Annotated in this window: 18 protein-coding genes, 1 tRNA gene and 1 other RNA gene; 14 read left to right on the top strand and 6 right to left on the bottom strand. The window is 56.2% G+C overall.

All coding sequences use genetic code 11. The annotated features are described in order from the left end of the window. Positions 1-30 precede the first annotated feature (30 nt). The 7 genes from KJ653_06240 (at position 31) to KJ653_06210 (ending at position 8,092) form a co-directional block, all read left to right on the top strand. The gene (locus tag KJ653_06240; protein MBU0685426.1) at positions 31-1,182 is read left to right on the top strand and encodes a DUF373 family protein; all 1,152 of its coding nucleotides are present in this window, start codon (positions 31-33) and stop codon (positions 1,180-1,182) included. Positions 1,183-1,186: 4 nt separating this feature from the next. Beyond that, positions 1,187-1,867: a DUF115 domain-containing protein gene (locus KJ653_06235; GenBank protein MBU0685425.1), complete on the top strand. Its 681-nt coding sequence runs from the start codon at positions 1,187-1,189 to the stop codon at positions 1,865-1,867. Positions 1,868-1,930: 63 nt separating this feature from the next. Then, positions 1,931-2,365, top strand: a complete 435-nt coding sequence (locus KJ653_06230; GenBank protein MBU0685424.1) for a hypothetical protein — start codon at positions 1,931-1,933, stop codon at positions 2,363-2,365. A 38-nt stretch (positions 2,366-2,403) separates the two neighbouring features. Continuing rightward, positions 2,404-3,999, top strand: coding sequence for a site-2 protease family protein (locus tag KJ653_06225; protein ID MBU0685423.1), 1,596 nt, complete (start codon positions 2,404-2,406; stop codon positions 3,997-3,999). 556 nt (positions 4,000-4,555) lie between these two features. After that, the gene (locus KJ653_06220; protein ID MBU0685422.1) at positions 4,556-6,358 is read left to right on the top strand and encodes a multicopper oxidase domain-containing protein; all 1,803 of its coding nucleotides are present in this window, start codon (positions 4,556-4,558) and stop codon (positions 6,356-6,358) included. 147 nt (positions 6,359-6,505) lie between these two features. Next, entirely contained in the window at positions 6,506-7,081 is a 576-nt protein-coding gene (locus KJ653_06215; protein ID MBU0685421.1) for a hypothetical protein, read from the top strand. 39 nt (positions 7,082-7,120) lie between these two features. Beyond that, positions 7,121-8,092: a methanogenesis marker 2 protein gene (locus tag KJ653_06210; GenBank protein MBU0685420.1), complete on the top strand. Its 972-nt coding sequence runs from the start codon at positions 7,121-7,123 to the stop codon at positions 8,090-8,092. A gap of 229 nt (positions 8,093-8,321) precedes the next feature. Here KJ653_06210 and ffs read toward each other — a convergent pair. Then, positions 8,322-8,632: signal recognition particle sRNA (ffs, locus tag KJ653_06205), an RNA gene on the bottom strand. Positions 8,633-8,772: 140 nt separating this feature from the next. Here ffs and KJ653_06200 point away from each other — a divergent pair. The 4 genes from KJ653_06200 to KJ653_06185 are packed head-to-tail and all read left to right on the top strand — an operon-like array spanning position 8,773 to position 11,795. Then, a complete protein-coding gene (locus tag KJ653_06200; protein MBU0685419.1) occupies positions 8,773-9,765 on the top strand; it encodes a substrate-binding domain-containing protein in 993 nt (330 codons plus the stop codon). 27 nt (positions 9,766-9,792) lie between these two features. Then, positions 9,793-10,419 (top strand): ABC transporter permease, encoded by a 627-nt coding sequence (locus KJ653_06195; protein MBU0685418.1) that lies wholly within the window; start codon positions 9,793-9,795, stop codon positions 10,417-10,419. After that, positions 10,416-11,153, top strand: a complete 738-nt coding sequence (locus tag KJ653_06190) for a phosphate ABC transporter ATP-binding protein (GenBank protein ID MBU0685417.1) — start codon at positions 10,416-10,418, stop codon at positions 11,151-11,153. The genes KJ653_06195 and KJ653_06190 overlap by 4 nt, the downstream gene beginning before the upstream one ends. Positions 11,154-11,192: 39 nt before the next feature. Further along, complete coding sequence (locus KJ653_06185) at positions 11,193-11,795, top strand: phosphatase PAP2 family protein (GenBank protein ID MBU0685416.1); 603 nt, start codon at positions 11,193-11,195, stop codon at positions 11,793-11,795. Between the two features lie 362 nt (positions 11,796-12,157). On the opposite strand, the gene KJ653_06180 is transcribed toward KJ653_06185, so the two are convergent. The 3 genes from KJ653_06180 to KJ653_06170 form a co-directional block, all read right to left on the bottom strand. After that, positions 12,158-12,331, bottom strand: coding sequence for a hypothetical protein (locus KJ653_06180; GenBank protein MBU0685415.1), 174 nt, complete (start codon positions 12,329-12,331; stop codon positions 12,158-12,160). A gap of 159 nt (positions 12,332-12,490) precedes the next feature. Beyond that, positions 12,491-12,562 (bottom strand) — tRNA-Ala (locus tag KJ653_06175). Between the two features lie 42 nt (positions 12,563-12,604). Next, positions 12,605-13,942 carry an adenylosuccinate lyase gene (locus KJ653_06170; protein MBU0685414.1) on the bottom strand — a complete coding sequence of 446 codons (1,338 nt, stop codon included), beginning with the start codon at positions 13,940-13,942 and terminating at the stop codon, positions 12,605-12,607. 316 nt (positions 13,943-14,258) lie between these two features. Here KJ653_06170 and KJ653_06165 point away from each other — a divergent pair, with 316 nt between their 5' ends. Next, complete coding sequence (locus tag KJ653_06165) at positions 14,259-14,477, top strand: hypothetical protein (GenBank protein ID MBU0685413.1); 219 nt, start codon at positions 14,259-14,261, stop codon at positions 14,475-14,477. A gap of 216 nt (positions 14,478-14,693) precedes the next feature. Then, positions 14,694-15,059: a helix-turn-helix domain-containing protein gene (locus KJ653_06160; GenBank protein ID MBU0685412.1), complete on the top strand. Its 366-nt coding sequence runs from the start codon at positions 14,694-14,696 to the stop codon at positions 15,057-15,059. A 6-nt stretch (positions 15,060-15,065) separates the two neighbouring features. Here the strand turns inward: KJ653_06160 and trmY are convergent, their stop codons facing one another. Next, the gene (gene trmY / locus KJ653_06155) at positions 15,066-15,647 is read right to left on the bottom strand and encodes a tRNA (pseudouridine(54)-N(1))-methyltransferase TrmY (protein MBU0685411.1); all 582 of its coding nucleotides are present in this window, start codon (positions 15,645-15,647) and stop codon (positions 15,066-15,068) included. 5 nt (positions 15,648-15,652) lie between these two features. Continuing rightward, entirely contained in the window at positions 15,653-16,993 is a 1,341-nt protein-coding gene (locus tag KJ653_06150; GenBank protein MBU0685410.1) for a signal recognition particle protein Srp54, read from the bottom strand. Between the two features lie 169 nt (positions 16,994-17,162). Between KJ653_06150 and KJ653_06145 the strand changes: the two genes are divergently transcribed. After that, positions 17,163-17,501: a transposase gene (locus tag KJ653_06145; protein MBU0685409.1), complete on the top strand. Its 339-nt coding sequence runs from the start codon at positions 17,163-17,165 to the stop codon at positions 17,499-17,501. Positions 17,502-17,506 lie beyond the last annotated feature (5 nt).

Raw genomic sequence — 17,506 nt, 5'->3', positions numbered from 1 at the left:
ATACATCCCTGGGGCATTAGGAGGCCCGTAATGAAGACTCTAGTGCTGTGTGTAGACAGGGACGACGACCTGGGCACAAAAGCGGGCATCAACGGGCCGGTCATAGGGAGAGATGAGAACCTTAAGGCAAGCATCGCGCTTGGCCTGGCCGACCCCGAAGACGTGGACACTAACACGATCCTAGCGGGCGTGCAACTGTATGACGACCTCGTGAAACGGGGGATGGAGGCGGAGATCGCCATTATATCTGGAGACTCGCACGTCGGGTTCCAGTCCGACCTCATTCTGACGAACCAGCTGGAGAATGTTCTTGAGGTGGTCAAGCCCGACAGGGCGATCCTAGTAAGCGACGGCGCCGAGGACGAGTCGATCTATCCCGTGATCTCCTCCAGGATCAAGATCGACTCGGTCAGACGGGTCTATGTCAAGCAGAGCAGAAGTATCGAAGGCACATACTACATGATCATCAGGACGCTCCAAGACGAAAAGATGAGGAGAAAGTGGATAGTCCCGCTTTCTCTCGTACTGATAATATGGGGGCTCCTCTCACTGTTCACCAAGATCATCAGATTCTCGGAGGGCAACTTCGATGACATCGCACTGCTGTCAGAGATGGCTCCTGGCGTTATTGGTGTTGTATTGGGCTTCTACCTCATTGGATGGGCGTACAGATGGACGGCATCGCTACACCTGCGGGTCGAGAGGACGAAGCGTGCCCTTCGGCAGGGCAGCCTCGTGATACCATTTGCGCTTGTTTCGTTCGCACTTGTTGTCTTCGGAATGCTTGTGGGCTACGACATGTTGGCAGTCTATAGACAGGGCCTGCTCCCCGAGGAGAGAAGCTTGTCCATATCGATATTGCTCTTCATCTCCGGGGCAGTGTGGTTCATCGTGTTCGGCGTGTTCGCATACGAGACCGGCAAGTCTGTGACCGCCTTCTTGCAGACTGGTAAGATAAGATGGTCCTTCATCGTGATGATGGTCTCCGTCCTCGCCACGGGCTTCATAATTCAGGGAGCCGTGGACGCCCTTCAGTTCTTCGTATCGTATGGCGAGGCCGACCTTGTCATAATCATCGCGGAGATGATTACTGGTATCCTCTTGGCAATATTCGGCTCGCTTCTGAACGCGTCGCTGAGGAGCGAGGCGGCCCGGCAGCCGGGAGCACCTCAGGGGGCGTGACCCCTTGAAGCTCGAGACCTGGCTCCCGATGTACGCTAGGATATGCGATGATTTTGGATTCGACAAGTTCAAGGATCTCGAGAGCGCTCGATGGCTGGCCTCTCAGATGGGAGAAAGCGGGGCCCGCGCACTCGAGCAGACCAGGAGAGATTTTCCACAATCGGTACTGGTTTGCGGTGGAGGTCCTGGACTTGCTGATGAGCTTTCCTCTCTCACGATCAAAGGATATGTGATCGCCGCAGACAGCGCTGCGACGGTGCTGATGGATGCGAACGTGCAGGTCGATATGATCGTTACCGACCTCGACGGCATCGTTGAGGACCAGATAGACGCGAATGGTCGAGGCGCGGTTGTGTTTGTCCATGCCCACGGAGACAACATGAAGGCCCTGACACGATATACTGGACAATTCACGGGACCTCTTGTCGGGACTTGCCAGTGTCCTCCTCCTCCCGGGATCTTCAACTTCGGAGGTTTCACAGATGGAGATCGAGCCGCTTGCATAGCCGCGGAGCTGGGCGCGAAGAAGATATTCTTAACGGGATTCGATTTCGAGCATCCTTCGGACAAGGAGGGGAAGAGCAGAGAGGTGAAGCTGCGCAAGCTCAGATGGGCCAAGGTAGTCCTTGATGTACTGGCGCAGGAAGGTGCCAGACTCCTTCCCGCTAGTGAGGAAGTTGGATGAGTCTGCGGACCATATCTTCGACATGTTTTTAGCTGTGAATACAGTTGCCTTTCCGGGATTGGGATGACTGTTGTAACCATGCAACAGGTTGAGAAAGCTCTGAAGAGGACCGTCGGCAAGAAGGGCATGTCCGATGGAGAGGTCAAGAACCTGGCTGACTATCTCATGAGCTTCTTCGGATACACGGACGAAGTCATCGACAACCGGCTCACCTCCGAGGATCGCGACGTATTCTACATGCTGGAAGAGGAAGGCCTCCTCACATCCACTCAGGAGGAGGTCCTGCTCAAGAAGGGAAAGCTTTGGAGGATCCACTACTGGATACTCAAGAAGGATCAGATCATCAGGCTTGCCCAGACGGACGATGAGGGGATTGAGGCGAAGGACGAGGCAGCGGACGTCTACGACCAGGTATCCGATGAGGAATGGTCGAGACACAAGATGTCCTCCGGAGACCCGACATCTGGGAACCCGCCCAGGAACAATGAAACCCATTAATAGCGGAACCGATATGAGCTGAGCGCGGGTCTGTCCAGATGAACGGTTACCTGATAGCACTCATCGTATTCTTGGCGTACGTGGGCCTCATCTATGTCCTCAACAGGACGAAGTGGTTCGAGAGGCACAGCATGAGCCTCATGGGTCCCATGATCATGTGGAGGACCCGCCGGGGCAGGAAGTTCATCGAGAGGCTGGCCTCCAGAAAGCGTTTCTGGAACTTCTATGGCAAGGTGTCTCTCTGGATCTGCGCGGGTTCGATGTTGCTCATCATGCTGCTTCTTCTCTGGGAGGCCACGATAGTCCCTCAGATCGAGAACCCCCCTTCACCTGAACTTATCCTCGGGATTCCTGGCATCAACCCCGTGATCCCTCTCGGATATGGAATCCTCGCGTTAGTGGTCGCCATCGTCGTGCACGAGTTCGCGCACGGCATCCTCACAAGAGTAGGAGATATCAAGGTCCAGTCGATCGGCCTCGTGTTCATGGTCATTCCGATCGGAGCATTCGTAGAGCCGGACGAGAAGGAGCTCCTGGCGACTACGCGCAGCAAGCGGTCGAAGGTCTTTGCAGTCGGGCCCGCCACCAACATCATCCTGGCCATGGTTGTGCTAGCCCTTTTCTCGGGCGTGATGATGTCCTCCGTGGAGTCTTCGCACGAGGGGGCGCTAACCCTCGGCGTCGTGGAAGGCTCCCCTGCTTCGCAGGCAGGGCTGACGCCGAGTTGCGTCGTCGTCTCGGTGAATGGTGTCACTGTCAAGAACGGAGCGGAGTTCAACGAGCGCATGTCCGAAGCGCCGGGCTCGAACGTCAGCGTGGGTTACTTCTATAAGGGGCAGTTGAAGTCGACCCAGTTCACCGACGGCGTAGTCATAGCCTACGCCGCCAAGGGTTTCGCCGCCTATGATACTGGATTGGAGGCAGGCATGGTTCTCGTGTCAATTAACGATACGCGTATCGGCAACATGACTGCTCTTTCGGACGCGATGGCGCTCGCTCACGCCAGGCAGACCGTGAACATCACCGTGATGAGCAAGTCGCCCTCTGGCGTCTTCGCCGTGGACACCAGCATCTCCCGGATAACTCTCTCTGACAAATGGGACTACTATCAGGAATACGACCCTTCGAATAACGATCCGAGCTACCTTGGTGTGGCCTACCTCGGAGGAGGATTTCTCGAGCTGGGCCTGCGGGTCGATGACGTGAGCTACTACTCGAATATCCTGGCCAATCCGTTCACGGGCGATAGCAACCTGAATGACTTCTCAATGTCATGGCTGAGACTGATCGCCTTGCCATTCCTGGACCTCGCTCCTCTGAGATCTCCGGTGACGGACCTCTACCACCCATCTGGTGGACTCTCGTGGATGCCAGACTCAGCATTCTGGATCGTCACCAATTCCCTCTATTGGATATTCTGGTTGAACCTGATGATCGGCCTGACGAACGTTCTTCCCGCGGTACCTCTCGACGGCGGCCACATCTTCCGGGATGCCATCGACTATGTTCTCAGCAAGACTGGCAGGACGTATACCAAGGAGCAGAAGGACAAAGTGGTGGGTTCGATAGTGCTCGCGTTCGCCTTCCTCGTGTTAGCTCTGATAGTCTGGCAGATAGTCGGGCCTGCCCTTTGAGCTCAGGGAGTGTTGTTGCTCACCTAGACTGGCTCGTCGATCCTCATGAAAAGGTGAGGCACGATGCCGAAGATCAAACTAACAATGTCTGGCACGCCGATTGGAGAAGGGAACGAGCCATACTGTTTCTCTGGAATGGCGGCCATGTGTTTGAATGATACGAATGGGATGAAGAAGCCGACGCCGAAGGTGACAATGCATTATCCCTCTGAGATCCCCCTCGAATTCTCCATTCTCCCCTGCACACAATGGGCTTAACGACTCAGAGAGTTTCCTGAGCGTCAAGTCGGCCTGTTTCCCGCGCACCGACTGCCTCAGCGTCCGGCTCAATAGTTAAATCGTATGACAGTGTTAAATGCACGAAGTCAGGAATAGAGAAAGGAGGGGGCAGGAATTGAAATCAACCTTCGAAAGCTGGTTTGGTGAATCCGCGAGCAGAGGCAGGGGCAAGAGGTCCCTGGCAATCGCCATTGTCCCATTGGTGATGCTGGTGCTGGTACTTCCCGTAGGAGTCGCACCTGCTAATACGACAGCAGCTGCAGTGCCTCAAGGCATAATGGACCCAATGAGCATTCCGAAGTGGGTGAATCAGATATCCGGTCCACCTCCAGTATACGTGCCCACACCCGTCTACGAAAACGGTCAGCTTGTCTCGTGGGACTACAGAGTCGAGATGACTGAGTTGGACCAACAGGTTCTTCCTGCTCCGTTTCCGAAGACACATGTCTGGGGATATAGCGGATACGCAAAGGATAGCGTCACCGGTGAATATCTGGGACTGATAGCGAACTCACCAGGACCATCCTTCGAGTCTGTCAAAGGGATACCGGTCAATGTCGAGTGGGTGAACGACATACAGACCCCACACATGTTCGCGGTCGACCCGACTCTCCACTGGGCAAACCCGAACGGCATGGAGATGCCGATGGAAGACTTCCTCCCGTTCCCGCCAGGTTACGAGGAGGCTCAGAGCCCCGTCCCCCTGGTGACTCACCTGCATGGTGCTGAGGTTCAGTCGACATCTGACGGCGGACCCGATGCTTGGTTCACCTGGGATGGAAAGCAGGGGATGTCCTACGACACTTACAGGTCGACAACCCCCAACGCTGCTGTTTACCACTATCCGAACTCGCAGCCTGCAACAACCTTGTGGTATCACGATCACGCTCTTGGACTGACCAGAACGAATGTGATGTCCGGACTGGCGGGATTCTATCTTCTAAGGGATCCAGCTGACACGATTGCGCCGTTGCTTCCAACTGGGAAGTACGAGGTGCCGCTCGTGATCCAGGACAGGACGTTCAAGACGGACGGCTCGTTCTACTTTGACAACGTCGGAGTCAACCCAGACATGCATCCCTACTGGACCCCCGAGTTCTTTGGGAACACCATCATGGTGAATGGTCTCGTCTGGCCGAACATGGACGTGGACCAGGGACAGTACAGATTCCGGCTCCTTGATGGCTCAAATGCGAGATTCTACACCTTCAGCTTCTCCAACAGGATGCCATTCACTGTGATCGGGACTGACGGAGGATACTTGACGTCGGCAGCCAAGTTGACCAAACTGACGGTCGCGCCAGGCGAGAGGTACGACATTCTCGTGGATTTCTCCGGGCTTGCGCCAGGGACGAAGGTATTCCTCGTGAACAATGCGAAGTCGCCCTACCCATCAGGAATTCCCTCAAACGGCGCGTCAACGGGCAAGATTATGCAGTTCACGGTAACGGGCAATAGCGGATTCGCAGCCAAGAGTCTGCCATTGTATCTCAATCCGACTCTGACCGCAGGTTTCCCAAGCCTGACCGTGGCCGATGCCAAGCGAACTCTTGTGCTGACTGAGGTCATGGGAATGGGAGGACCGCTGGAAATCCTGCTGAACGGCCAGAAATGGCACGCACCGATCTCTGAGACACCAGTGCTAGGCAGCACTGAGGATTGGATCATAGTCAATCCTACGATGGACACCCACCCGATCCACCTGCACCTAACTCAGTTCCAGCTTGTGAGCAGGCAGAAGCTCGATACCGTCAAGTACTATGCGGACTGGGTCGCCCTTAACGGCGAGCCGCCGTTCCACCACGAGACCCCGCAGGAGTTAGACGTGGCTCGATACCTGAAGGGGAAGCCGAAGATGGCGGAGCCCCAGGAGATGGGCTGGAAGGACACTGTTCAGATGAATCCTGGTGAGGTGACGATAATCAGGATCAAGTTCGCGCCCATCGATGGTAGCCCATCCTATCCGTTCGATGCGACCTCTGGACCGGGCTATGTCTGGCACTGCCACATTCTGGACCATGAGGACAACGAGATGATGAGGCCATACATCGTTGTCACTGCGACTGCACGAGAGACATAAAGCTCGATCTAAACCCCTTCGGTTCTCATTTATCTCGAAACGTTGCGCCGCAAGCTTCGGATTGAAGAGTTGTCCATTCACCGAAAGGAACACATGCCTGGCTACGCATAGTTTTTTATTACCTAATCTGTTACCAATTCGGATGCAATGTTCTCTCCTCAGAAGGACATGAAGGAGCTGGTCCTGGAAATCCTGAAGAAGGACCAGATGTCGATCAGCGGGGTCTGTCGGGAGCTCGCCTCGAAGGGGGTGAAGCTGCACAGACTTGAGCTCACAGGTTACCTCAAGGCCCTGGCAGACATGAATGTCCTGAAAGAGAAGGACATCAAGCCCTCCAAGGTATTCTCCCCTTCGGCGTCAAGGGACAAGAACCTCTATGAGCTGATAGGCGAGAGCTCGTCATCGATCATGAAGTCTGCCGACGAGAGGGCTACCCTCGCTGCCTACTCCCTGCAGCGGCTGTTCAAGAGGGCGGTGTTCGACATGGAGGTCAGGCGGTGTGGAGTCGGAGGAACTGTCGATGGCAGGAAGGCCACAGCCGAGGAGCGGGCCGATGCGAAGTCCATAATGACGAGGATGGGCTACAAGGTTCCCAACAGCGACATCCCCACGGTGGTCGAGAAGGATCTCGAGAAGCAGTTCCTCCAGGTCTTGGGGGACGTCATAGTGGAGCGGTTCAACGCTCGGCCATATCAGAAGGAAACCACTCAGACGAAGCTCTGAGGGACAGGTATTTATCTGCATGATTGGGATTTGGTTCTCGTGAAGCTGGAGGAGATTGTCAAGCACATCAGAGAGTACAGGGGCGTCGTCAGAAAGGGCCCCGTAACATCGGTAGCCGCAGGCCTAATACCGATCCAGATCGAGGATGTGCTCGCAGCATACGGAGAGGACGCGGCTGTCATCAAGTGCGGCAGGGAGATCTTGCTCATGGCGGCCGACGGGATACTCCAGGACCTCGTGAAGAGGAATCCATACTGGGCGGGCTACTGCGCGGTTCTGGTCAATGTCAATGACATCGCCGCCATGGGAGGCCAATCCATAGCTATGGTGAATGTGCTCTCGTGCGCAGACGAAGAGGTCAGGGCTAGAATCGTCGAGGGCATGAAGGCAGCCTGCGACAAGTTCGGCGTGCCTATGGTGGGCGGACATCTGCACCCTGACACTTCCTATTCGGCCGTCGATGTGGCCATACTCGGGAAGACCGACAGGTCGCGGCTTGTTCTCAGCAGCGGCGCATCGGAAGGCGACCCGATAGTGTTCGCCATGGACCTCGACGGCCAGTTCACGGAGGGCGTGCCATATTCTTGGGACACGACATCAAAGAAAAGCCGGGAGGTCGTGAGGCGGCAGCTCCGGACCATGAACAAGATCGCGCCATACCTCACCGCTGGGAAGGACATCAGCAACCCAGGTGCGCTGGGATGCCTTGGAATGCTTCTCGAGACGAGCAGAAAAGGAGCGGTCGTGGATGTGTCGAAGATCCCTCGTCCGAAGGGAGTGGAACTCCTTCAATGGCTCACGGCCTACCAGGGCTGCGGGTTCGTAGTCACCTGCAGGGAGGCGCGGACGCAGCAAGTGATCGATGAGTTCGCAAGGTCCGACATAACTGCTGCCGTGTGCGGCAAGGTCACCAAGGGCACTTCCCTTGAGCTCCAGCTCGACGGAGACAGCAAAGTGCTTTTCGATTTCAAAGAGGACACCCTCGGATGCGCTCTCCCACAAAAGATATGAGGTCGGTTATCCTATCGATGTTTAGAGAGCGAGAAACACGGCAACACAGCGGTTGGCAACCAATCCCAGAGGGCGCCTATACGCTGGGGTAGGTTGAGCTAGTAAAAGGGGACTGTCACGCTGCGGCCCCCACCGTGCTCGACTCTCTCTCTTTCTCTTCTCCAATACGTATTACTCAATCTCACTCACTATTATCTATGCACAGACGCGTTGAAGGTGTGGCGAGAAGTGCTAGGCCACTGGAGTTGCCGACCTCTCCGACGTCGGCTACCCAGGTACCTTCTCGGCCCCGCTTCCCGTTGAGCGTTGAGAGTTCGCGGTAAGGCTGCTCCCGTCAGGGTCTGACCCGATCCCCGCAATGAAGACAAGTGATCCCGCCCTCCGGCTGGACCTCAGAGCCACCTTCGACCCCATCGGACAGAGCCTCATAGTTGGTATCTGGACCGGCGCCGGTTCGGTTACGACGTCCCCAGCTGTCACCCCCACTAACGACGGTTTTGGTGTACAAGGACACGCCGAACGTCCCGGTCGAGCCTAGCGTTGTTCCAATAGAACGGCCACTATAAAAGGAGTGTGCAGGGGTTCTCAGCCCATTCGGCATCGGACAAAGGCATTTCTCTCGCCGATAATTGTTATATACTGGCCTATCATTATGCTCGCCAAAGCATATCGGTGACATGATGAAGCTAGATTGGAGGGTTGTGGCGGCCATTGCGGTGGTGGCTGTGCTTGTAGTTGCGACTGTGGGCTATCTCGTCCTTGCTCAGGGTCATGAGAAGAAGACCCTGCGACTTGCGACGACCACAAGCACATACGACTCCGGGCTCCTGGGCTACATACTGCCCGACTTCGAGGAGAAGTACAACTGCGAAGTCGATGTGATAGCGGTCGGCTCCGGTCAGGCTCTTGAGATGGGCAAGAGCGGAGATGTTGACGTCCTTCTTGTGCACTCTCCGGCTTCTGAGATCAAGTTCGTCAGTGATGGTTACGGCGAGAGCCGAACGCTCGTCATGTACAACAACTTCGTAATCGTAGGCCCATCGGGCGATGTTGCGGGAACCAACTCATCGAGGAACGCCACTCAGGCTTTCGTGAAGATACACGACAGCGGCACCGCGGGCTCCGCGAAGTTCATTTCGCGAGGCGATAACTCGGGGACCAACACCAAAGAGCTCTCTCTGTGGACTTCGGCTGGATTCAACGCATCCCAGTTCTCGAACTCATGGTATCTGAGCGCTGGCCAGGGCATGGGCGCCGTCCTTGACATGTGCGAGCAGATGAACGCGTACACTCTCTCGGATGATGCGACCTACTATCAGCGGGTGAGCGTGAACCTCATCCCCCATCTGAACATCACTTATCAGGGCGACCCAGGGCTGTTCAACCAGTACAGCGCTATACCGATCAACGCGACGAAGTGGACCCATGTCAACCACACGCTGGCTGTCGACTTCAAGGATTGGATCACATCGACCGACGGACAGGACCTCATAGCCAGCTATGTGAAGTACGACCACCAGCTGTTCTTCCCCAACGCACCGAGAAACATCCCGGCTACCATGAGCCGTGGAATCGAATTGCATCCAGGGATGCCGATCGGAACGGTCATCTGCAACAGCGCGTCGGTCGGGAGAATTGAGCCGATTGCCCTCGTAGACGTCTCGAAAATGTGAGGTGGAACCCACACGAACGAACTCCTATTGGTAACACTGCTGTCGCTCTATGTGTCCGGCATTGCAACGATCCTCGGCTCCGCCATAGGGATACCTCTGGGCGCACTCATCGGTCTGAAGGAGTTCGGTGGGAAGGGGGCCGTCAAGACAGTCACCTACACTCTCTACGGCTTCCCTCCCGTTCTCTCCGGTCTGCTCATCTACTACCTCTTCTCGAGGAGCGGCCCCCTAGGATCTTTCGGGATTCTGTTCACCCCCACTGCAATGATACTGGCCGAGACCCTCCTGGTCATACCGCTCGTAACGGGCGTTACGATAACGTCCGTCATGGAGGTCGACCGGTCCGTCAAGGACACGGTACGAGCGCTCGGAGCCACCTCCCGCCAGACCACCCTTACTATCATGAGGGAGGCCTGGGTCGGGCTTGTCATGGCGTGCATGATCGGGTTCGGGAGAGTCATAGCGGAGGTTGGGGCAGCGTATCTCGTCGGAGGTAACATCGAGGGCAAGACGAGGGTCCTCACCACGGCGATCATGCTGGAGACCAGGATGGGCAACTTCGGATGGGCGATCGCGCTCGGGGCCGTCCTATTGTCTGTGGCGATGGCTGTGTTCTTCTTCCTCAGGCTGTTGCAGGAGAAGGAGATGCTATGACCGAATCCATAAGACTGGATGCGGTCACGAAGCGATACAACGATGTCACTGCCGTCAGGGATGTGTCGCTGTCCGCTTCGAAAGGCGAAGTCCTAGGCATCCTGGGCCCGAGCGGGGCCGGCAAGAGCACGCTCCTGCGTTTGATTGACCTTCTCGAAGCCCCGGACTCTGGTTCTGTAGTCATTCACGAGAAGCCCGTTGATGTCAACACAAAACAGGCTGCGGAGCTGAGAAGGAACATCGGCATGGTACTCCAGAAGCCAGTCGCCCTGAACAGAAGCGTTGAGAACAACCTCGCATACGCCCTCAGGATACGCGGCTGGGACGAGAACAACGTCGTCGACAGGGTTCGAGCCGAGATGAATAGGTTCGGGCTGGTCGACCGCAAGCACAAGAACGCTCGCACTCTGTCCGGTGGTGAGATGCAGAGGCTGTGCTTCGCCAGGGTCATGATCCATTCTCCTGACATCCTGCTTTTGGACGAGTTCGCCGCCAACCTGGACCCGGCGAATGTGGCTCTGCTCGAGGAGCGTGTAAGACAGTACGCTGCGGAGGACAGCAGAAGGAGTATCGTTCTTGTGACGCACAATCTGTTCCAGGCGAAGCGGATGTGCGATAGGATAGCCCTGATGTGGGGCGGAGAGATCGTCGAGGTGGCCACCAAGAAGAAGTTCTTTGAGAACCCTGACGATGAGCGCACGGCCGCATTTGTCAAGGGCGAACTCGTCTATTGAACACAGCAGGTTGAATAACGAACCGTGCGATACGGGCCCGTGCATCTGTTGGACATCATTCTGAGCGCGGACGAATCAGTATTCCATGCGCTCAACCAAGCGGGTTCTAATGTCGTTCTCGACGCGCTGATGACCACCTTCACGGTGGTCATGGGCATCTCCTTTGTGATGGCGACGTTCGCGATAGTACTCTGGTTGCGGAGGCGGAAGGATCTCGCGATCGACTATCTTGTGTTGATCATTATCGCGAGCATCTTGGCCGAGGTCATAAAGATGGTCACGGACCGTCAAAGGCCGTTCGATGTGCTGCCGAACGTGAACACTATCTCGTTGCTCGGACTCACCTCTGCGTCAGGCCCTGCTTTCCCAAGCGGACATGCGGCAAGGGCCTTCGCCGTGGCGGCATTGCTCTCATTTGGCCGCGGCCCAAGAATCTATGTGATCAGCTTCGCCCTGGCGGGGTGCGTAGCAGTCAGTCGCATTTATCTGGGACTGCACTGGCCGTCCGACGTGTTGTTCGGAGCCCTCCTCGGGATCTTCACCGCCCTCCTCATGATGTCATTTGCCGGAGCCGACACATTCTACGGACGTGCTAGAACGAGGTTGGTTCACTTCCTTGAACGACTGCCCGGCACGATATGAACCAAGAGCTCACTCGGGTTGCAGAAATTCATCACGAGCATCCGTCTTTGCTTTTGTGCAAGACATGGGCCGCTCACGCATAGCAGATTTCGATGTATTCTGTCCATGGCTAATGTAACTCTTATATTCGGTCAGTTGCATCGGATGTATGGAGTGAGCAGGAACTCACTGCAGAATGGGGGAAAGTCGGGAGCAATCCCGACTGGTGCGAGCCGTGTGTTGATAATGCCCTTGTTTCTAGGCCGGTCAGCGGTTTGCTGGTTAATTGGCTAGCTGGTTAGTCTAGCAATTCATCGCTATCCTAGGTAACCCGGGTCATCAATTGTCCAGCAAGCTCTACTCCGAGAGATCCATCGACCGCTCTAGTCCCAAAGGCCGTTCTTTACCATCACAATCCCGGTCCCGCTCAGGACGAGCACGAAACCGCTGAGAAACACGAGTATGAGGGCGCCTACTGCTGCGGGCGCGGAAATCCCAAGGAAGTTCGGTCTGATGTACGCGCACCCAATCCATATGACGATGCCGAGAAGGACCATTGCGAATCCTTTCACAGTTCCGCTCAAACGATCTTCTTCCGTGCTATGCACGCTCCGCACTTATTTCCGCGTCATTCCATCAATAGGGCGTCTACTCTCTGGCTATTGCAGATGTTGTTGATAATACATCTGACGAGAAAAGGTTGAAAACGGTCATAGTGGACCCTGTGGGATTTGAACCCACGGCCTCTTCCTTGCGAAGGAAGCGATCTGCCACTGATCTAAGGGCCCTTTGGTAGGCCGATGAGAAAGAGTGTGCTATTTCTATCTTTGCTACGCAACCAGTTTCAGAATGTGGTCCACGGTCTCGCCTGTGCTCCCGAGGTATGCTCTTGGGTCCAGGGCAGCATCAATCTCTTTCTCAGAGAGCAGCGCCCGGACATCCTTGTTGGCCATCAGGTAGCTCTTGAAATCCTCGCAGGCGTGTTGCGACTCCATGCTGCACTTGCGGATGAGCTCATGGGCCTCCTGCCTGCCCATCCCTTTTCCCACGAGTGCAAGGAGGACGGACTCCGCCATTATGACACTCCCAGCCTTCGCCAGATTCCTCTCCATCTGAGCAGGATCCACGACCAGGGTCTCGAACAGCTTGTCCAGCTTGGCGAGCATGTCGTCGACCAGAATGAACGAGTGCGGGACGAAGAACCGCTCGGCCGAGGAGTTGGTCAGGTCCCGCTCATGCCACAGCATCGCGCTCTCATAGGCCGGCGTCATGAACCCCCTGACGATCCTGGCCAACCCGCAGATGTTCTCAGCCGTCACCGGGTTCCTCTTGTTGGCCATCGTCGAGCTGCCGACCTGGACACTATCATCGAAGAATTCCGAGACCTCCGCTATCTCCCCTCTCTGGAGGTTCCTCACTTCGGTGGCGAACTTCTCGATGGAGCACGATATGTTGGCCAGAACCGAGATGAGTTCCACGTATCTGTCTCGAGCCACGATCTGGGTCGGACCTTCCTCGACTCCGAGCCCGAGATGTTCCATGACGTTCGCCTGGATCTCCAGCGCCTTGGGTCCGAAGCCGGCCCCCGTCCCGACAGCTCCGCTCATCTTCCCGACCAGAATCCTGGCGGAGCACTCCGTCAGCCTCTGCTGATGTCTGTGTACCTCTAGCGAATAGTTCGCCAGCTTGAGACCGAACGTTATGGGAAGCGCCCACTGCCCGTGCGTCCTGCCCACCATGATGGTGTCCCTGTGCTCCTTCGCCCGCATCGCCAGGGTCTTCCTGAGCTTGCCCAGGTCGTCATCGACGATCTTGATAGCGTCCCTGATCTGCAACGCCGCGCCAGTGTCGAGAATGTCGTTCGAGGTCGCGCCCACGTGCACGAACTTCCCGCTCTCCCCGCACTGCTCGCTCAGTACCCGTATGATGGCCGTTATCTCGTGGTTGATCTTCTGGTCTATCTCTCGGACGCGGTCCAACTTGACATACCTGGTGCTCGCCGTCTTCTTGATGATGTCCGCATGGTCCTGCTTGATGTTCCCTGCCTTTGCCTGAGCCTGGGCCAGAGCGGCCTCCACGTCCAAGATCCTCTGGAGGCGGTTCTCCTCATCGAACACGGCCTTCATCCCTGGGCGGCCGTACCTGAAATCGAGCGGGCAGACAGTCATCTGGGAACTCCCCGGGATAGATGTCTATGCTTGGATTAATCCTTTCGTGAGATGCGTGCAGGTCAATTTGTGAGTTCTCATCGCTGACAACATGTGTTGATGAGCCTAGTAGTAGGTCGAATGTGGTCAATCGGCGCGGATTAATGGCCTTGCTCAGACCCTTTTCCCATTTCCCAACCTCATGGAACTGAATCACCAAATGCTACTGCTTGACACGGCAGGTGTCGATGAATGATTCCATAACCTCCAAATACGTCGCAAGCCCATTCCGGATGTAGCCCCGATAATGATTCGAGGAGGAGGTGAGGGAATGGGAATGAAACAGAAGCTTGACGTCCTTGTAGTGACATTGATAGCCACTATCATGATGGTCATATTGGGCCTGATCTACTTCGCTCTGACGCTCCTGGTAATCAAGATAGCGGCGAATGTGTTGTTCACAGACGACCTCAGCGCCAGTATGGGCGTACTAGCCGCCGCTATCGTCACTGGAGCCGTCATAGTCGCAGGAGCCTTGGAGAAGAAGAAAGACTAGATCGTGGATCTTCTCCAATGAAACTCTTTTCTTCCTTGTGGGTTTACGCGCAGTGCTAGCGCAGGAGCTGCATGTGCAGGATCCCATGCTGACCGTCAATCGTCCGGAATTGACAATAAACCGCGACCCGGCTGGCTACGCCTAGTGAGTTATCAACACTGATAACCTGACAATAACCGCCTTAAGTCCGTCAGCGCCTAGTTGGACGCGAGCGGAATGACTTCAGAGCATAAAGCCAAGGACGTCTCGAGGCTGCTCGCAGACGATTACTCACAGAAGATACTGGTGAGCACCTACACCTCCCCGATGTCCGCCCAACGGCTGAGCAAGATCTGCCAGATACCAATCGCCGCCTGCTACAGAAGGATACACGAACTGGAGCTGGCTGGCCTGATCGGTGTCGACAGGGAGAAAGAGGTCTACAAGGGCCGAAAGGTCAGGCTCTACAAGTGTCGACTTCGTTCCGCCACACTCAGGTTCATCAACGGGAGGTTCGTAGTCAGGTATGACACTGAACCTGAGAACGGAGGCTCTGAGGTCGCGCCGGTCGTCCCGAGCGAGTCCTCAAGCCCTGCCCAGTGAGCAGAGCTATCTTCTGTCGAGCTCGTTGTTGACCAGCGTTATGCAGTGGTCCGCATGATAGCTGACTGGCCCCAGGGAGAGCCTCTTGGGCTCGTAGGTCATGAGGATGTCCTCCTCCTCTTTGGTCAGGTCCTGGTCGTCGCCAAGCACGAACGTCGGGTCAGGTGCGAGAGTGGCCACCCTGATGTCCTCGCCGTCTTCGCGGAGGTAGCACATCTTGGACTCCTTTGACATGTTGGACAAGACCTCGCTATAGCTGCGCTCAGAGACGTATATGCCAGGCGAGCACTTCCTTTCGCCCTCGCCTTTCTGGAGCAGGGCGTTTCTTATGAGCGCGGCAGTGCTCCGCTCGTCGGGGTTGAGGTACTTCACCTCAGAGCCGTTTATCCTGATCGTCTTGGGCGGGTTCGGCTCTCCCAGGAGCATCAGCACGATCTCGACATCTCTCCTGATCCCGTGGGAAAGGAAGAATGCCGAGTTGACACACCTAAGAAGTATGTCCAGTCTGCCTGTCGATCCGCACAGGTCGTCCAGCTTGAACTCAGCTGACGTGATTGCCCTGTGGCCCATTACTATGTATCTCCTCAGAAACATCACCCTCCCTTGGCCAGGCCAGATCCTGATATCTGCTTCATCAACTGACGTCTCATCTTGCGGTTGCCCATGAAGCCCTTCATGGCCTTCTTGGACATGTTGTATTGCTTAAGGAGCTCCCTGACGTCCCTCTGGCTGGTGCCGCTCCCCCTGGCTATCCTCATTGCCCTCGATGACTTGATCTCCTTGGGGTTCTCGAGCTCCTCGTCGGTCATCGAGTCCATGATGACCCTCCATTTGGCCAGCCTGACCTGAGTGGCTTCCATGTCCTGCTCCTGGAGCCTGTCTCCCAGCCCAGGAAGCATCGCGGCGATCTTCTTGAGCGGGCCAATGCCCTGGAGCATCTCCATCTGCTCGTACATCTCCTTGAGAGTGAACTTCCCGGACATCATCTTCTTGGTGATCTCCTCGGCCTTCTCCTCGTCCATCACCTCGGAGGCCGATTCGATCAAGGACTTGATGTCTCCCATGCCCAGCAGACGGCTGATGAACCTGTCAGGGTCGAACTTCTCAAGGTCCTCCAGGTGCTCGCCCACTCCGATGTATGATATCGGGGCTCCTGTCTCCGCGATGGCGCTCAGCGCGCCTCCGCCCTTTGCGGTCCCGTCCATCTTGGTGAGTATCACGCCCGTGAGCCCGACGGCCTCGTGGAACGCCTTGGCCTGAGGTCCGGCCTGCTGTCCCGTCTGGGCGTCTAGGACCAGTATCTTGTTCTCAGCATCCACCGCCTTCGCGATGTCCTTGATCTCCTGGATAAGGTCGTCCTCCAGCGAGTGCCTCCCGGATGTGTCGAATATCAGGACGTCGTACCCCTCGAATTCCTTCATGGCGTGCTTGGCTATCTTGACCGCGTTCTTCTCCTTGGGGTCCCCGTAGACTGGGACATTAATCTTCTTGCCGATCTGCATCAGCTGGTCGTACGCGGCGGGCCTGTGTACATCCGCAGCAACCAAACCGACCTTCATGCCCCTTTTGTGGAGGTCCCGAGCCAGTTTCCCTGCGGAAGTCGTCTTGCCCTGACCGTAAAGGCCAACCATGAGGATCCGCTGAGGCTTCGCGGGGATCTCCTTCGGCTTGCCGATGATCTTGACCATCTCTTCGTAGATGATCCTGATGACATGCTCTCGGGAACTCATGCCTGCGGGAGGCTTCTCCGTCAGGGCGCGCTCCTCTAGCTCCTTGGTCATCTGGAGCACCAGTTTGACATTGACGTCTGCCTGCAGGAGCGCCCTCTGTATGTCCTTGACCACTTCCTTGACCAGTTTTTGGTCGATGTGGGAAGCGTTGGCGATCTTCTTGATCGCCCCTCTGAGCGCCTGGCCGAGACCTTCTAGAACCATGTTAGTCGCGCCTCCGCCCTAGCGGGCAGTCCGGATAAATAGGTTGTGCAAGTAAAGTGCCGTTCTGTGACAAGTCAGGTGATTAGGACATCGAAGCGGTTACGCCCTGACTTCCTAGCACTACATGCAGCGGCGGAGTCTTAATAGAGGAAACGCCGTGAATGAGGTGATGCCAGTCAATGGTGTCGTATCAAGCCTTGAGTCGTACCTTCGAGTCGACCAAGACTATCCCAGGCACAGCAGCAGAACGCGCTCGACGTGTGGGAGGATGCAAGATTCCCGAATGGGCGCGGTGTTCGTATGCCAGTGCGGATGGCGCCTTGATAGGCACATCAACGCCAGCATCAACCTGCTGCAGACAGCCGTCTCCAAGGGATTGGAGGTGGCAGGGGGTCTACGGTTCGACCCCGGCGCGTTCCAGCATGACGTGATGATGATCCTATACGAGCCAGCGATGGCCGCACGGTCGGAGCCGAATGGAACGAGTTGCATCGGAGAGGTGACCTGAGCGTC

It is taken from the genome of Candidatus Thermoplasmatota archaeon (assembly GCA_018814355.1).
GTDB lineage: Archaea > Thermoplasmatota > Thermoplasmata > UBA10834 > UBA10834 > COMBO-56-21.
Note: the sequence above shows the minus strand (reverse complement) of the source record. Positions and strands in the feature narration are given on the sequence as shown.

Bases quoted from the DNA above. Each gene is read 5' to 3' on its own strand.
- KJ653_06240 (MBU0685426.1), top strand. From the start codon at position 31: ATGAAGACTCTAGTGCTGTGTGTAGACAGGGACGACGACCTGGGCACA.
- KJ653_06230 (MBU0685424.1), top strand. From the start codon at position 1,931: ATGACTGTTGTAACCATGCAACAGGTTGAGAAAGCTCTGAAGAGGACC.
- KJ653_06225 (MBU0685423.1), top strand. From the start codon at position 2,404: ATGAACGGTTACCTGATAGCACTCATCGTATTCTTGGCGTACGTGGGC.
- KJ653_06220 (MBU0685422.1), top strand. From the start codon at position 4,556: ATGGACCCAATGAGCATTCCGAAGTGGGTGAATCAGATATCCGGTCCA.
- KJ653_06215 (MBU0685421.1), top strand. From the start codon at position 6,506: ATGTTCTCTCCTCAGAAGGACATGAAGGAGCTGGTCCTGGAAATCCTG.
- KJ653_06200 (MBU0685419.1), top strand. From the start codon at position 8,773: ATGAAGCTAGATTGGAGGGTTGTGGCGGCCATTGCGGTGGTGGCTGTG.
- KJ653_06190 (MBU0685417.1), top strand. From the start codon at position 10,416: ATGACCGAATCCATAAGACTGGATGCGGTCACGAAGCGATACAACGAT.
- KJ653_06180 (MBU0685415.1), bottom strand. From the start codon at position 12,331: ATGGTCCTTCTCGGCATCGTCATATGGATTGGGTGCGCGTACATCAGA.
- KJ653_06170 (MBU0685414.1), bottom strand. From the start codon at position 13,942: ATGACTGTCTGCCCGCTCGATTTCAGGTACGGCCGCCCAGGGATGAAG.
- KJ653_06165 (MBU0685413.1), top strand. From the start codon at position 14,259: ATGAAACAGAAGCTTGACGTCCTTGTAGTGACATTGATAGCCACTATC.
- KJ653_06160 (MBU0685412.1), top strand. From the start codon at position 14,694: ATGACTTCAGAGCATAAAGCCAAGGACGTCTCGAGGCTGCTCGCAGAC.
- KJ653_06150 (MBU0685410.1), bottom strand. From the start codon at position 16,993: ATGGTTCTAGAAGGTCTCGGCCAGGCGCTCAGAGGGGCGATCAAGAAG.
- KJ653_06145 (MBU0685409.1), top strand. From the start codon at position 17,163: ATGCCAGTCAATGGTGTCGTATCAAGCCTTGAGTCGTACCTTCGAGTC.